The following is a 13198-nucleotide window of genomic DNA, read 5'->3' as shown; positions in this document are numbered from 1 at the left end:
CTGAATCCGTCTGGCCGCGAGGGAACGCCGAGGGCACGCCTGAATGGGCGGTGCACGGGGCTCGATGAGCGCCGTGCGGGGTCGGTCGAGTGTCGCTACGCGGCCACGAGGCCGCGTGTCGGCGCCCGGGGACGCGCACGCCCGGGCGCGTCGGGATCGCTCTGCGCGAGAAGACGCCATGGGTCGGCCGTCTGGCGGAACCTGGTGGCGGCGCCGCTCGCGTCGGCCGCGACCAGCGCGGGCAGCGACTGGCAGGCGACGACGACCACGGCGACGGCCGCGGCGCCGACGACGCCGACGAGCACGACCGACATCTGCGCGTTCGACGCGAGCGCGATCTCGAGCGAGGCCTGCGCGACGCGGAACAGCGCGACGAGGAGCTCGATCATGTCGACTCCTCTCGTCGGGCGTGCCGGTCTCGGTGCGTCAACGCTAACACCGGTGCGCGGTCACTCGTCGAGGAGCTCGATCATGTCGACTCCTCTCGTCGGGCGTGCCGGTCTCGGTGCGTCAACGCTAACACCGGTGCGCGGTCACTCGTCGAGGAGCCGCTCGAAGAGCACGTGATCCTGCCACTCCCCCGCGATGCGCAGGTAGCGACGGGCGAGGCCGAAGCGCTCGAAGCCGTTGTGCGCGAGCACCGCCTGCGACGCGGCGTTGTGCACGAGCGTTCCCGCCTGTACTCGATGCAGGCCGATGCCCCGGGCCGCGTGCACGGCGAGGCCGACGGACATCGTCGCGAGCCCGCGCCCGTTGTACTCCGCGTCGATCCAGTAGCCGAGGTGGGCGTTCTGGAATGCGCCCCGCACGATATCGGAGAGGTTGATGCGGCCCACGATCGCATCGCCGTCGACGATCACGAAGGGCACCGCGAGCCCCGCCTCGAACCGGAGGATCGTCGCCTCGACGTCGCGGCGATGGGTCTCGACGTCGAAGAACGCCTCGCTGCGGGCCGGCTCCCAGGGTGCCAGGTGCTCGCGATTGCGCACGTACGCTGCGGCGAGCGCGGGGCCGTCGCCGGGCGCGAGCTCGCGGAAGACGAGCCCGTCGCCGAGTTCGACCGGTTGCTGCACGTGCCTGCCTCTCTCTCTCTCTCTCTCTCCGACGCCGGGCGCGGATGCCGCGGGGCCGGTCAACCACGCTAACACCGCGCGATCCGGTGCAGACTGGTGTCGTGACCCGCACGTCATGGGTGCTGCATGTCGACCTCGACCAGTTCGTCGCGGCCGTCGAGGTGCTGCGGCGCCCCGAGCTCGTCGGCAAGCCGGTCATCGTCGGCGGGCGCGGCGACCCGAGCGAACGAGCAGTGGTCTCGACGGCCTCCTACGAGGCGCGCGAGTTCGGCGTCGGCTCCGGGATGCCGCTGCGCATCGCCGCTCGCAAGGCGCCCGATGCCGTGATCCTGCCCGTCGACGCGGAGGCGTACGCCGAGGCATCCGCTGCCGTGATGGCGACCCTGCGCGTGCAGCCGGGCGCGATCGTGCAGGTGCTGGGCTGGGACGAGGCGTTCGTGGGCGTCGAGACCGCCGACCCGGAGGCCTATGCCAGGGGGATCCAGCAGGCGGTGCTCGACCGCACCCGGCTGCACTGCAGTGTCGGCATCGGCGACTCGCTCGTGCGGGCGAAGGTCGCGACGGGGTTCGGCAAGCCGCGCGGCGTGTACCGGCTCACGGCCGAGAACTGGCTCGAGGTCATGGGCGACCGGCCGACGATCGAGCTCTGGGGCGTCGGCTCGAAGATCTCGCGGCGGCTGGCCGGTCTCGGCGTCACGACGGTCGCCGAGCTGGCCGAAGCCGACCCCGACGCGCTGGTCGCCGAGTTCGGCCCGCGCATGGGGCCCTGGTACGCCGAACTCGGTCGTGGCGACGGCTCGGCCGTCGTCGACGACACCCCATGGGTCGCTCGGGGCCACAGCCGGGAGACGACCTACCAGCAGGACCTCACCGAGCCCTTGCAGATCGAGGCCGCCGTGCGCGAGCTGGCCGCCCACGTGCTGGACGACGTCGCTGCAGAGGGCCGGCCGGTCATCGGCCTCACCCTCAAGGTGCGCTACGCGCCGTTCGTCACCAAGGTCTTCACGAAGAAGATCCCCTCGACGAGCGATCGTGCGGTCGTGGTCGAACGCGCCCTCGAGCTCGTCGGCCGCATGGAGCCCGACCGGCCGATCCGCCTGCTGGGCCTGCGCGCCGAGATGCCGATGCCGGACGATGCGCGCGAGGGGCACACGCCGACCCGCGGCGGGTGGTGAGGCCGGCGGGACGCACGCGGGTATCGATGTCGCGGGTATTGATGCCCCGGGTATTGATGCCGCGCCCCGCGGCCGCGAGACTTGCGACATGGATCACACGGAAGAAGCACGCGCCGTCGACGAGGTGATCGACCGACTCGTCGGCCGGTTCCCCGATGTCTCCCGGGACCGCATCGCCTCCGTCGTCGAGACGGCCCACCTCGAACTCGAGGGCAACCCCGTGCGGGACTTCGTCCCCGTGCTCGTCGAGCGCACCGCGAAGCAACGCCTGAAGCAGGAGGCGACGCTCGCGCCGGTACCGACCGCCGCGGCGCCGACCGAGCTCGGCGGGCCAGACGTTGAGGCCGAGGTCGTCGAGCTGGATCCCATGGAGATCGAGCGCCGTGCGCGCGAACGGGAGTCGGGCTTCCTCTTCGGCGATCTCGGAGGCGGACCCGCCTGAACCGCGGCACGGAGCCGCCAGGACCGAATCGACCGCGACGGAACGGCTGGTCCCGGAGGGTTTCCTCCGCCTTGCGTCATCTTGCGTCATGAGAGCGGGGGCACCGGCGACATCCGTCTCGAATCGTTGCCGCCGCTCATGACGAGCGCCAGACTGTTGCCGAGCCGTTCCCCCTGCGGTTCCGCGCGTCGCGACGGCCCGGCTGAGCCCCCAATCGCCCGCCGTCGCGACGCGCACTCTCAGCGATCGGATCTCCTGTCCGCGGCGCAGCGGAAGGTCTATGCTCTCGGGCACGGCGCCGTGGCCCGCTGCGGGCCGCCGGGGAGGGACCGCGATGGACTGGGTGATCCTGATCGCCTCGGGCGTGCTCGAGGCGGTGTGGGCGACCGCGCTCGGCGCGTCCAAGAACTTCCGGCGCCCCTGGCCGACGGCGCTCTTCGTCGTCGCGCTCGTGCTCAGCATGGCCGGGCTCGCGTTCGCGATGACCACTATCCCGGTCGGCACCGCCTACGCGGTCTGGGTCGGCATCGGCGCCGTCCTCACCGTCGCGTACGCGATGATCTTCGGCGGCGAGCGTGCGAGCGTCGTCAAGGTGCTGCTCCTCGTCGGCATCATCGGATGCGTCATCGGGCTGAAGATCGTCGGGGAGGCCTGACATGTACTGGCCGGTCCTCATCGTCAGCGCCGTGCTCGAGGCCGTGTGGGCGACCGCCCTCGGCTACTCGGACGGGTTCTCGAACCTCGTTCCCACCATCGTCTTCTTCGTCGCACTCGTCGGGAGCATGGCGGGCCTCGCCTTCGCGATGCGCGGCATCCCGATCGGCACCGCCTACGCCGTCTGGACCGGTCTCGGCGCCGCGCTCACCGTGACCTACGCGATCACCTTCGGCGGCGAGTCGGCGAGTGTGCTGAAGGTGCTCTTCCTCGCCGGCATCATCGCGTGCGTCATCGGGCTGAAGCTCGTGCATTCCCGCGAAGAGCGGGAAGAGGCGGAGGCGGGCGCCCTGCCGACGTCCGACGGGTAATATGCTACTGATCGCACGTTGAGCGACTGCTCCGCGAGAATGCCGCGTCGACATCGGAGGCCGAATGCCCATCCACCAACCGGCGCAGGATGAGACCGAGCTCGACTCGATCGCGTTCGCCTTCTTCTCCGCGTTCTCCTCGTCGGATCTGAAGCCGGTCGATCTCGCAGAGCTTCGGCAGCTGTTCCTTCCCGGTGCCACCATCGTCGCGGTCGCCTCGGACGGGGCGATCAATCGGTACGAGGTGGAGGGCTTCGTCGAACCGCGAGAGGCGCTCTTGACCGGCGGGCGTCTGCTGGGATTCTCCGAGCGGGAGATCACCGCCGACACGCGGATCTTCGGGGACATCGCGCAGCGCTGGAGCCTGTACAGCAAGACCGGCACCCTCGATGGCGGGCCTGCAGACGGCTGGGGCCGCAAGGCGACGCACTTCGTGCGCACCTCGGCCGGCTGGCGGATCAGCGCCATCGTCTGGCAGGACGGCGCAGCGGGCAGCGAGATGCCCACGGCCTTCTCCTGAAAAGCAGAAAGCCCCTGACGAGTCAGGGGCTTTCCATGGCGGTACCGGTGGGATTTGAACCCACGGTGGGCTTTCACCCACACAACTTTTCGAGAGTTGCACCTTCGGCCGCTCGGACACGGTACCGAGGACAATCGTAGACGACGAGGCCGTAAGAACAAAAACGAGCGGATGCCTCAGCCGACGCTCAGCCGGCATGCAGCTCACGTGAAGCGTGCAGGAATACGTTCTGCTCGTGACCGTCTCCCCCATCTCCCGTGCTGACGCCCCGCGCCAGAGCCTCACCGCCGGCGCCCGGCTCGCCGCGTCGACCGTGCTCGGCACGTACGGCGTGCGTCCGTTCCGCGAGCGGGTGCGCGAGAACCGTTCGACCCTGAACGAGACCCTGCCCGTGCACTCCAAGTGGTGGCGCGACCACGCGAAGGCCGACGGCGAGCTGCTCTACGTCGCGATCGGCGACAGCGCCGCCCAGGGCATCGGCGCCTCCCGACCCGACCGCAGCTACGTCGGCCAGATCGCCGACGAGCTGCGCGAGACGACCGGTCGCAGCATCCGCGTCGTGAACCTCAGCGTCTCGGGGGCGACGACCTCGCTCGCGGTGCGCGACCAGCTGCCGCGGTTCCGAGAGCTCCGCAGCCTCCGGCCCGACGTGGTCACGGTCTCGATCGGGGCGAACGACATCGCCGAGTGGGATCCCGTGCGATTCGATCGCAACATCCGCTCGATCTTCGCCGAACTGCCGCTGCACGCCGTCGTCGCCGACCTGCCGTGCTTCTACTTCCCGCAGAACGAGCGCAAGGTCGCCGAGGCGAACCGGATGCTGCGCGCCGCCGCCCGCGAGCACGGACTCGTCGTCGTGCCGCTCCACGAGGCCACCCGGCGCCAGGGGCTCCGCGGCATCCTGACGCAGTTCGCGCGCGACATGTTCCACCCGAACGATCACGGCTACGCGGTGTGGGCAGAGGCCTTCCGCCCCGGGCTCGCCCGCGTCGTGTCGCGCGCCGGCGAGCGCGCCGGAGCGCTCACTGTCGGCGGCCGCGGCTAGTCTCGGGGCATGGCCCGCTCCACCTCCACGTTCCGCTGTTCCGAGTGCGGCTGGAGCACCCTCAAGTGGGCCGGGCGGTGCGGTGAGTGCCAGCAGTGGGGCACCGTCGTCGACGTGGCCGAGGCCACGGGCATCGTGCGTGCGGTGCAGGCCGTGCAACTCGGTGAGGCGCGCATGGCGCGATCGATCGTCGACGTGCAGACTGAAGACGCCGCGCATCGGCCGAGCGGCATCGGCGAGTTCGACCGCGTGCTCGGCGGCGGCATCGTCGCGGGCGCCGCGATCCTCCTCTCGGGCGAGCCCGGCGTGGGCAAGTCCACGCTCCTCCTCGAGGTGGCAGCGCGCGTCGCCGCCGGCGGCCGGCGGGTGCTCTACGTCACGGCCGAGGAATCGGTCGCCCAGGTCCGCCTTCGCGCTGGGCGCACCGGCGCGCTGCAGAGTGAGCTCTTCCTGGCAGCCGAGACCGACCTCGCGACGATCCTCGGGCAGGTCGATGCGATCCGCCCGGCCCTGCTCATCGTCGACTCGGTGCAGACCGTCTCCTCCTCCCTCTCCGACGGCCTGCCCGGGCAGCCGAGCCAGGTGCGCGAGGTCGCGTCGACGCTCATCAGGGTCGCGAAGGAGCGGCAACTGCCCGTGCTGCTCGTCGGCCACGTCACGAAAGACGGCTCGATCGCGGGCCCCCGCCTGCTCGAGCACCTCGTCGACGTCGTGTGCCAGTTCGAGGGCGACCGCCAGACCGCCCTGCGCTTCGTACGTGCCCTCAAGAACCGCTTCGGCCCGACCGATGAGGTCGGCTGCTTCGAGATGACCGGCGAGGGCATCGCCGAGGTGCCCGACCCCTCCGGTCTCTTCCTGTCGAGTGGCCGCAGTGCCGTGAGCGGCACGTGCGTCACCGTGGCCCTCGAGGGGCGGCGCGCGCTGCCGGTCGAGGTGCAGGCGCTCGTGGTCTCCACGAAGGCGCCGCAGCCGCGGCGCGTCGTGAACGGGGTCGACCCGTCACGCGTCGCCATGATCATCGCCGTACTCGAGCGTCGGGCCGGGCTCAAGACGCTCGGCGAGCACGACGTCTACGTCTCGACCGTGGGCGGCGTGCGGCTCGCCGAGCCCGGCGCCGACCTCGCCATCGCCGTCGCCATCGCCTCGGCCATGCGCGACCGTGCGGTGCCGCACGAGCTCGCGGCGTTCGGTGAGATCAGCCTCGCCGGCGAGGTGCGCCCCGTCACGGCGGCCAAGCAGCGCGGCGCCGAGGCCAAGCGGCTCGGTTATACGACGATCCTCGACGTCGAGGCCGGCAGCGTTCACGCAGCCGTGCAGCGCGCCATGATGGCCGCAACCGGCCCTCGCGAGCGAGAGCTCGACGCCGCCTTCTGAGCGGACCGTGGCCCGTCTGGCGGCCGCCCGGCGACCCCCGCGACCCCTCCGGCCCGCCAGGCCACCATCGCAGTCAGGCGATGGCGTCGATCACCGGGCACGTCGGGTGCACCGGCGACTCGACCAGCAGGGCGAGCGCTGCACGCACGCCCTGCAGGTCGGCGATGCGCTGGTCGAGCTCGGTGAGCTTGTCGGCGACCTGATCCGCGACGTCGTCGAGCACGATGCGCTCGGGCTCATCGGAGAGCGCCAGCACCTCGCGCACCTCGCGCAGGGTGAACCCGAGCTCCTGGGCGCGGCGGATGAACCGCACCCTCCGCACCGAGTCGGGCGAGTACTGGCGATAGCCGCCACTCGAGCGACCCTCGGGCGAGAGGAGCCCCTGCCGTTCGTAGAACCGCAGGGTGCTCACCGCGACGCCCGAGGAGCCCGCGAGCGGGCCGGTCGTCAGTGGCGACGCAGTCGGAGCAGACCGCTGAGCTGCAGGATGAACCATGTGACCTCCCCGATCAGGAACACGACGATCGTCGCGCTCTGCCCATTCAACAGTGCCCAGATCATCCAGAGCGAGAACACCGCGCGCCCGACCGTGTCGATCGCGATGAATCGGGCTTCGGGCCGCAGGATGCGTGCGATCGCCCACATCGTGACGGCTGCTCCGAACATGCTCGTGAACATGAGCGCGGCGGGGTCCAGCTCTGGCACTTGCGCACCCGGCAGGTCCAGCGCATCGTGCAGGGGGCGTGTCAACGCGAGCAGCAGGGGCGCGGTGAACGGCGTTGCGAACCCGACGGTGACGATGAGGTCGTAGACGGCGCCCGCCCGGCCCCATCGAACGGGGGTGTAGGAATCGTCGATGGTGGCGCGTGTGCGAACTGAAGTGGTGGTCATCACGTCAGTGTCGACGGTGAACCATGGTGCAGGGTCAAGCGGTCGCGCGATCGGTGCTCGGAGTCCCGCCCTGCCGATACGGTGGAGCGTTGCCTGCGACGCGAAGGAGCGCCATGAACGACCATGCCGAACGCACGAGCGGACACCCGCGGAGCGACCCGATGAGCACGCTGCTCGAGCCGAGTCTCGAGTTCGTCTTCGAGCTGCGCGTCGAGGTCGACCTCGAGCGCCGCATCGGCCACGGGACATCCGAAGCGCTGGGCTTCACGCCCATCACGGGCGGAACCGTCGTCGGCCCCCGGCTGAACGGCCGCGTGCTGCCCGGCGGCGGCGACTGGTGGATCGCGCGCGGCGACGTCACGCAGCTCGATGCGCGGTACCTCCTCGAAGCCGACGACGGCACGGTGATCGACGTCGTGAATCGCGGGTACTACGTCGCCTCCGACGACCTCGAGCAGCGGCTGGCGGCCGGTGAACCGGTCACCGAGCAGGAGCTCTACTACCGGACCGCGCCGGTCTTCCAGACGGATGCCGCGGCACACCGCTGGCTCGCCGAACGTCAGTTCATCGGCATGGCGAGGCCGGAGCCCGGCATGGTCTGCATCCGGGTGTTCGAGTTGCGCTGAGCGCGTGCGGTCGAGCGGTGCCGAGGCGGGCTCCGGCGCGGGCTACGCCTCGAGTGCCTTGAGCAGCTCGGCCGGCGGCGCCTGCATCGGATGCGGCCCCGCGATGTCGAGGAACACCGTGGTGATCGTCGACTCGTGCCGCTTCAGGAAGCTGCGCAGCCACGCAGGGCTCTGCAACCCCACTGCAGGCGGCAGGTTCTCGGGCTTGTTGGCGGCGTCGCTGAAGAGCAACAGCGCGACATCGCCGGTCTTCGCGTCGCGGTAGGTCCACACCTCGCCGCCGTCGAGCGGCTTGTCGCGGGGCCCCGGCTTCACGAGCGGCACCACGGTGTTGCCGTGGCGCAGCGCGAGCGCGACCGCCGCGATGTCCTGCCGTTCGAGCGCCTCTGCGAGCGCCTGCGAGCGGAACTCGAGGGGCTCCGCCGCCTGCTTCCGTCGTGCCTTTCCTGCCATTCCTCAAGGGTACCGAGCGGATGCCTCGCGCCCCGCCTCCGTCCGCCGAGGGCGCACTCCGGGGCATCCGTTCAACGACTTCAGGGCACCGCCGAATCCGGATGCGGAGTTCCGGGGAAAGCGGCCTATGATGTCTGTGCCGGACCGTGAGGGTCCGAGGTGTCGACGAAGACGACGGCGTTCTCGTAGACCCCACGGCGCCGGCGCATTCACCCGATTTCCTGCTCTGCGACCGTGTCGCCGGGCGCTCGTACCATCGAAGCACTCCCGCCTGCGACCACGTCGCCGGCGCTCGTACCATCAGCAATCCCGCGCGGGCCGGCGCGCTCCTCTCCGAAGGAGCCCAGTGACCAGCAGCCTCCCGAAACCGATCCGGTTCGACGGCGACACCTGGTTGTGCATGCGCAACGACCCGGCCGTGCCGAAGGCCATCATCCGCCGCTACCGCGACGTGAAGCGCGGCGATGTCTACCTCGTCGTGAAGTGGGCGCTCGACCCGGCCGACCAGAAGCTCATGTCGTCGGCGCCATCACTCGAGGCGGCCAATGCGCTCGTGCGCTTCGACCCGCCCGCGGGCTCGACGCAGGCGTTCGCCGGCTACCCGCACGGCCGGCAGGGCGGAGGTCCTCCGCGCAGCGGCACGGGCGCCACTCAGTAGAGCAGGAACTGCTTCTGCTCGGCCGAGGCGAAGCCATCGACCGTCACCGCGAGGTGGTACGAGGCGCCGCCCGCCGGCACCGTCTCGCGGGCGCCGGTGCACGTTTCCGGCGTCGAGTACGTGCGATCCCAGATGATGGGCACGCTCGAGCTGACCGGGGTGCCGGGCGTCAACGAGACCTCGGCGTCGATCGCGTCGACCTGGCAGTCCGTCGACGTCCAGTACTGCTCGGATCCGCTCGTGACGGTGAAGACCTGCGCCTTCGTGCCGGCGTTCAGCACGCACACGTTCTTGCCGGTGTTGGTGATCGTGACCGAGAGTTGCGGCGACTCCCCCGGCTCGTACGACGACTTGTCGGTGACGGCCTCGACCAGGATCTTCTCGGGGGCGCACGGGTCCCCGTCTGCCGCGGTGGGTTCCGTCGGGATCGAGGTCGTCTCGGGTGCCGACGACGGCTCAGCGCTCGGCGAGGCGACGGGCTCCTCGCCCTGGCTGGCCCCCGGCCGAACGATGACGAGCACGATCGCGATGATCACCGCGAGCAGGCCGATGAGTACGACGATGCGGCGACGACGGTACACCTGCGGTGACTGCCGCCCGGTCGGTGTGTTCGTCGACATGCACACAGGGTACGGCCGGGACGGGCGCGCCCCCGGCATCCGCCCGGCGTGCCGCATCTCGTCTCAGCGACGTCCCAGCGCTCGCTCAGCTCGGGTCGGACCGTTTCGGATCGGCCGTGACGCGGATCCCTCGGATCGAGCTGTCGCCGCTCGTCAGAGATGCTTCAGCATGCGCGTGTTCCCGAGCGTGTTCTGCTTCACCCGCGCGAGATCGAGGAACTCGGCGACGCCCTCGTCGTTCGACCGTACGAGCTCGGCGTACACCGAGGGGTCGACCGTCTCGGAGCCCATGTCGACGAAGCCGTGGCGGCCGAAGAACCCGGTCTCGAAGGTCAGGCAGAACAGCCGCGAGAGGCCGAGCTCACGGGCCTCCTGCTCGAGTGCCGCGAGCAGGGCATGGCCGACGCCGTGGCCGAGCCACGCATCGTCGACCGCGAGCGTGCGCACCTCGCCGAGGTCCTCCCACATGACGTGCAGCGCGCCGGCGCCGACGAGACGGCCGTCGGGGGCCTCCGCCACGCGGAACTCCTGCACGGCGCCGTAGAGGTCGACGCGCTCCTTGCCGAGCAGGATGCGTCGCTGCACGAGTGGCTCCACCAGCTCGATGATCTTCGGCACATCGTTCGTGCGCGCGCGGCGCACGTGGAACTCGGTCATCCTGCCATCGTATTCCCGCACGACGGCGGGAACGACGAAGGGCGGATCCCGCAGCATCCGCCCTTCGAATCGTGTCGGCTACTCGCCCGACGCGGCCGCCAGGTCGGGGCTCACCGGACCGGTGCCGATCGCAGCGGCGGTGTTCACGCCGACCGCCACGGGCAGCTCGCGCTGCGTCGTAGTGAAGAGGAACTCGCCGTCCTTGAAGTCGACGTGCACGTGGTCGCCCGCGTTGAGCTCGCCGTGCAGGATCTTCTCGGAGAGACGGTCTTCGACCTCGTGCTGCACCGCGCGCCGCAGCGGACGGGCACCGAGCGACGGGTCGAACCCGACCTCGATGAGCCGCTCCTTGGCCGACTGCGTGAGCTCGATCGTCATGTCGCGGTCGAGCATGCGCTCGCTGAGCCGCTTGATGAACAGGTCGACGATCTGCAGGAGCTCGGGCTTGGAGAGCTGCGGGAAGACGATGATCTCGTCGACGCGGTTCAGGAACTCGGGCTTGAAGTGCTTCTTCAGCTCCTCCTTCACCTTGCCGCTCATGAGGTCGTACCCCGTGCGGGAGTCGCCCTCGAGCTGGAACCCGACGGGGCCGCCCGAGATGTCCTTCGTGCCGAGGTTGGTCGTCATGATGATGACCGTGTTCTTGAAGTCGACGACGCGGCCCTGGCCATCGGTCAACCGGCCCTCTTCGAGGATCTGCAGGAGCGAGTTGAAGATGTCGGGGTGGGCCTTCTCGATCTCGTCGAAGAGTACGACGCTGAACGGCTTGCGGCGCACCTTCTCGGTGAGCTGGCCGCCCTCTTCGAAGCCGACGAACCCGGGAGGGGCGCCGAACAGGCGCGAGACCGTGTGCTTCTCGCCGTACTCCGACATGTCGAGCGAGATCATCGCCGCCTCGTCGTCGAAGAGGAACTCGGCGAGCGCCTTGGCGAGCTCGGTCTTGCCGACGCCCGTGGGGCCGGCGAAGATGAACGAGCCCGAGGGCCGCTTCGGGTCCTTCAGGCCGGCACGGGTGCGGCGGATGGTCTTGGCGAGGGCCGAGATGGCCTCCTCCTGACCGATGACGCGCTCGTGCAGGGCCTTCTCCATGAAGACGAGTCGCGAGGACTCCTCTTCGGTGAGCTTGAAGACGGGGATGCCGGTGGCCTGCGCGAGCACCTCGGCGATCAGGCCCTCGTCGACGACCGCGGTCGTCTTGACGTCGCCCGACTTCCACTGCTTCTCGAGGCGCAGACGCTCACCGAGGAGGTTCTTCTCCTCGTCGCGGAGCGATGCGGCCTTCTCGAAGTCCTGCTCCTCGATGGCCGTCTCCTTCGCGGCGCGAACGACGGCGATCTTCTCGTCGAACTCGCGCAGCTCGGGCGGGCTCGAGAGGATCGAGAGGCGGAGGCGCGCTCCGGCCTCGTCGATCAGGTCGATCGCCTTGTCGGGGAGGAACCGGTCGGAGATGTAGCGGTCGGCGAGGTTCGCCGCGGCGACGATCGCACCGTCGGTGATCGAGACCTTGTGGTGCGCCTCGTAGCGGTCGCGCAGCCCCTTGAGGATGTTGATCGCGTGGGGCAGCGACGGCTCGGCGACCTGGATCGGCTGGAAGCGACGCTCGAGCGCGGCATCCTTCTCGAAGTGCTTGCGGTACTCGTCGAGCGTCGTGGCGCCGATGGTCTGCAGCTCGCCGCGTGCGAGGAGCGGCTTCAGGATCGAGGCGGCGTCTATTGCGCCCTCGGCGGCACCGGCACCCACCAGGGTGTGGATCTCGTCGATGAAGACGATGATGTCGCCGCGCGTGCGGATCTCCTTCGTGACCTTCTTCAGGCGCTCCTCGAAGTCGCCGCGGTAGCGGGAGCCGGCGATGAGCGAGCCGAGGTCGAGCGAGTAGAGCTGCTTGTCTTTGAGCGTCTCGGGCACCTCGCCCTTGACGATGGCCTGCGCGAGGCCCTCGACGACGGCGGTCTTGCCGACGCCGGGCTCGCCGATCAGCACGGGGTTGTTCTTGGAGCGACGCGAGAGGATCTGCATGACCCGCTCGATCTCCTTCTCGCGCCCGATCACGGGGTCGAGCTTCGACTCGCGCGCGGCCTGCGTGAGGTTACGGCCGAACTGGTCGAGGATCTGCGAGCCGCCCTGCGGGGTCTGCTGCTCGTTCGCGCCGACCTGCACCTGCTCCTTGCCCTGGTAGCCCGAGAGCAGCTGGATGACCTGCTGACGCACGCGGTTGAGGTCGGCGCCCAGCTTCACGAGCACCTGGGCTGCGACGCCCTCGCCCTCGCGGATGAGCCCGAGCAGGATGTGCTCGGTGCCGATGTAGTTGTGGCCGAGCTGCAGGGCCTCGCGGAGCGAGAGCTCGAGCACCTTCTTGGCGCGCGGCGTGAACGGGATGTGCCCGGTCGGCTGCTGCTGGCCCTGGCCGATGATGTCTTGCACCTGCTCGCGCACGGCGTCGAGCGAGATGCCGAGCGACTCGAGCGCCTTGGCGGCGACGCCCTCACCCTCGTGGATCAGCCCGAGCAGGATGTGCTCGGTGCCGATGTAGTTGTGGTTGAGCATCTTGGCCTCTTCTTGGGCCAGGACGACGACACGACGGGCTCGGTCGGTGAATCTCTCGAACATGCTCTACTCCTCACGACCCCGCTGGGAAGGGG

General features: G+C 69.9%; 17 protein-coding genes and 1 tRNA gene. 9 read left to right on the top strand and 9 right to left on the bottom strand.

Annotated elements, in window-relative coordinates:
- Positions 1 to 95: 95 nt before the first annotated feature.
- Together ESP57_RS14440 and ESP57_RS14435 are read right to left on the bottom strand one after the other, a co-directional pair.
- Positions 96 to 389 (bottom strand): DUF6412 domain-containing protein, encoded by a 294-nt coding sequence (locus ESP57_RS14440; protein WP_056011041.1) that lies wholly within the window; start codon positions 387 to 389, stop codon positions 96 to 98.
- A gap of 144 nt (positions 390 to 533) precedes the next feature.
- Positions 534 to 1073, bottom strand: coding sequence for a GNAT family N-acetyltransferase (locus ESP57_RS14435; RefSeq protein WP_243648541.1), 540 nt, complete (start codon positions 1071 to 1073; stop codon positions 534 to 536).
- Between the two features lie 101 nt (positions 1074 to 1174).
- On the opposite strand from ESP57_RS14435, the gene ESP57_RS14430 reads away from it, so the two are divergent.
- The 5 genes from ESP57_RS14430 to ESP57_RS14410 all read left to right on the top strand — a co-directional run bounded on the left by ESP57_RS14430 (position 1175) and on the right by ESP57_RS14410 (position 4235).
- Positions 1175 to 2248, top strand: a complete 1074-nt coding sequence (locus ESP57_RS14430) for a DNA polymerase IV (protein ID WP_481157911.1) — start codon at positions 1175 to 1177, stop codon at positions 2246 to 2248.
- 88 nt (positions 2249 to 2336) lie between these two features.
- On the top strand, positions 2337 to 2690 hold the full coding sequence (locus ESP57_RS14425; RefSeq protein ID WP_129232074.1) for a three-helix bundle dimerization domain-containing protein: 354 nt from the start codon (positions 2337 to 2339) through the stop codon (positions 2688 to 2690).
- A 334-nt stretch (positions 2691 to 3024) separates the two neighbouring features.
- Entirely contained in the window at positions 3025 to 3345 is a 321-nt protein-coding gene (locus ESP57_RS14420; protein ID WP_129232073.1) for a DMT family transporter, read from the top strand.
- A 1-nt stretch (position 3346) separates the two neighbouring features.
- Positions 3347 to 3715 (top strand): DMT family transporter, encoded by a 369-nt coding sequence (locus ESP57_RS14415; RefSeq protein ID WP_056011050.1) that lies wholly within the window; start codon positions 3347 to 3349, stop codon positions 3713 to 3715.
- 64 nt (positions 3716 to 3779) lie between these two features.
- The gene (locus ESP57_RS14410; RefSeq protein ID WP_129232072.1) at positions 3780 to 4235 is read left to right on the top strand and encodes a nuclear transport factor 2 family protein; all 456 of its coding nucleotides are present in this window, start codon (positions 3780 to 3782) and stop codon (positions 4233 to 4235) included.
- Positions 4236 to 4271: 36 nt separating this feature from the next.
- On the opposite strand, the gene ESP57_RS14405 is transcribed toward ESP57_RS14410, so the two are convergent.
- Positions 4272 to 4361 (bottom strand) — tRNA-Ser (locus ESP57_RS14405).
- A gap of 109 nt (positions 4362 to 4470) precedes the next feature.
- Here ESP57_RS14405 and ESP57_RS14400 point away from each other — a divergent pair.
- Positions 4471 to 5280, top strand: a complete 810-nt coding sequence (locus ESP57_RS14400) for an SGNH/GDSL hydrolase family protein (RefSeq protein ID WP_243648540.1) — start codon at positions 4471 to 4473, stop codon at positions 5278 to 5280.
- Between the two features lie 9 nt (positions 5281 to 5289).
- Positions 5290 to 6654: a DNA repair protein RadA gene (gene radA / locus ESP57_RS14395; protein ID WP_115961115.1), complete on the top strand. Its 1365-nt coding sequence runs from the start codon at positions 5290 to 5292 to the stop codon at positions 6652 to 6654.
- Positions 6655 to 6727: 73 nt separating this feature from the next.
- Here the strand turns inward: radA and ESP57_RS18500 are convergent, their stop codons facing one another.
- A complete protein-coding gene (locus ESP57_RS18500; protein WP_279387797.1) occupies positions 6728 to 7150 on the bottom strand; it encodes a heavy metal-responsive transcriptional regulator in 423 nt (140 codons plus the stop codon).
- Positions 7102 to 7545, bottom strand: a complete 444-nt coding sequence (locus ESP57_RS18495) for a hypothetical protein (protein ID WP_056011062.1) — start codon at positions 7543 to 7545, stop codon at positions 7102 to 7104. The genes ESP57_RS18500 and ESP57_RS18495 overlap by 49 nt, the downstream gene beginning before the upstream one ends.
- Before the next feature lie 113 nt (positions 7546 to 7658).
- Here ESP57_RS18495 and ESP57_RS14385 point away from each other — a divergent pair, with 113 nt between their 5' ends.
- Positions 7659 to 8171, top strand: a complete 513-nt coding sequence (locus ESP57_RS14385; protein WP_235507730.1) for a DUF3237 domain-containing protein — start codon at positions 7659 to 7661, stop codon at positions 8169 to 8171.
- 42 nt (positions 8172 to 8213) lie between these two features.
- Here ESP57_RS14385 and ESP57_RS14380 read toward each other — a convergent pair whose 3' ends face one another.
- On the bottom strand, positions 8214 to 8624 hold the full coding sequence (locus tag ESP57_RS14380; protein WP_056011065.1) for a hypothetical protein: 411 nt from the start codon (positions 8622 to 8624) through the stop codon (positions 8214 to 8216).
- 346 nt (positions 8625 to 8970) lie between these two features.
- Here ESP57_RS14380 and ESP57_RS14375 point away from each other — a divergent pair, with 346 nt between their 5' ends.
- On the top strand, positions 8971 to 9282 hold the full coding sequence (locus tag ESP57_RS14375; RefSeq protein ID WP_129232070.1) for a hypothetical protein: 312 nt from the start codon (positions 8971 to 8973) through the stop codon (positions 9280 to 9282).
- On the opposite strand, the gene ESP57_RS14370 is transcribed toward ESP57_RS14375, so the two are convergent.
- The 3 genes from ESP57_RS14370 to ESP57_RS14360 all read right to left on the bottom strand — a co-directional run bounded on the left by ESP57_RS14370 (position 9276) and on the right by ESP57_RS14360 (position 13166).
- The gene (locus tag ESP57_RS14370) at positions 9276 to 9902 is read right to left on the bottom strand and encodes a hypothetical protein (RefSeq protein WP_129232069.1); all 627 of its coding nucleotides are present in this window, start codon (positions 9900 to 9902) and stop codon (positions 9276 to 9278) included. The genes ESP57_RS14375 and ESP57_RS14370 overlap by 7 nt on opposite strands.
- A gap of 153 nt (positions 9903 to 10055) precedes the next feature.
- Positions 10056 to 10559: an amino-acid N-acetyltransferase gene (locus tag ESP57_RS14365; protein WP_056013160.1), complete on the bottom strand. Its 504-nt coding sequence runs from the start codon at positions 10557 to 10559 to the stop codon at positions 10056 to 10058.
- A 78-nt stretch (positions 10560 to 10637) separates the two neighbouring features.
- The gene (locus ESP57_RS14360; RefSeq protein WP_056011076.1) at positions 10638 to 13166 is read right to left on the bottom strand and encodes an ATP-dependent Clp protease ATP-binding subunit; all 2529 of its coding nucleotides are present in this window, start codon (positions 13164 to 13166) and stop codon (positions 10638 to 10640) included.
- Between the last annotated feature and the right edge of the window lie 32 nt (positions 13167 to 13198).

Source organism: Agromyces fucosus, from assembly GCF_004134865.1.
In the GTDB taxonomy this organism is placed as follows: domain Bacteria; phylum Actinomycetota; class Actinomycetes; order Actinomycetales; family Microbacteriaceae; genus Agromyces; species Agromyces fucosus.
This window is presented reverse-complemented; position numbering and strand designations above follow the sequence as displayed.

Excerpts from the sequence above, each read along its gene's own strand:
- ESP57_RS14440 (WP_056011041.1), bottom strand. The coding sequence starts at position 389 with ATGATCGAGCTCCTCGTCGCGCTGTTCCGCGTCGCGCAGGCCTCGCTC.
- ESP57_RS14425 (WP_129232074.1), top strand. The coding sequence starts at position 2,337 with ATGGATCACACGGAAGAAGCACGCGCCGTCGACGAGGTGATCGACCGA.
- ESP57_RS14420 (WP_129232073.1), top strand. The coding sequence starts at position 3,025 with ATGGACTGGGTGATCCTGATCGCCTCGGGCGTGCTCGAGGCGGTGTGG.
- ESP57_RS14415 (WP_056011050.1), top strand. The coding sequence starts at position 3,347 with ATGTACTGGCCGGTCCTCATCGTCAGCGCCGTGCTCGAGGCCGTGTGG.
- ESP57_RS14410 (WP_129232072.1), top strand. The coding sequence starts at position 3,780 with ATGCCCATCCACCAACCGGCGCAGGATGAGACCGAGCTCGACTCGATC.
- radA (WP_115961115.1), top strand. The coding sequence starts at position 5,290 with ATGGCCCGCTCCACCTCCACGTTCCGCTGTTCCGAGTGCGGCTGGAGC.
- ESP57_RS18500 (WP_279387797.1), bottom strand. The coding sequence starts at position 7,150 with ATGGTTCATCCTGCAGCTCAGCGGTCTGCTCCGACTGCGTCGCCACTG.
- ESP57_RS18495 (WP_056011062.1), bottom strand. The coding sequence starts at position 7,545 with ATGACCACCACTTCAGTTCGCACACGCGCCACCATCGACGATTCCTAC.
- ESP57_RS14385 (WP_235507730.1), top strand. The coding sequence starts at position 7,659 with ATGAACGACCATGCCGAACGCACGAGCGGACACCCGCGGAGCGACCCG.
- ESP57_RS14380 (WP_056011065.1), bottom strand. The coding sequence starts at position 8,624 with ATGGCAGGAAAGGCACGACGGAAGCAGGCGGCGGAGCCCCTCGAGTTC.
- ESP57_RS14370 (WP_129232069.1), bottom strand. The coding sequence starts at position 9,902 with ATGTCGACGAACACACCGACCGGGCGGCAGTCACCGCAGGTGTACCGT.
- ESP57_RS14365 (WP_056013160.1), bottom strand. The coding sequence starts at position 10,559 with ATGACCGAGTTCCACGTGCGCCGCGCGCGCACGAACGATGTGCCGAAG.
- ESP57_RS14360 (WP_056011076.1), bottom strand. The coding sequence starts at position 13,166 with ATGTTCGAGAGATTCACCGACCGAGCCCGTCGTGTCGTCGTCCTGGCC.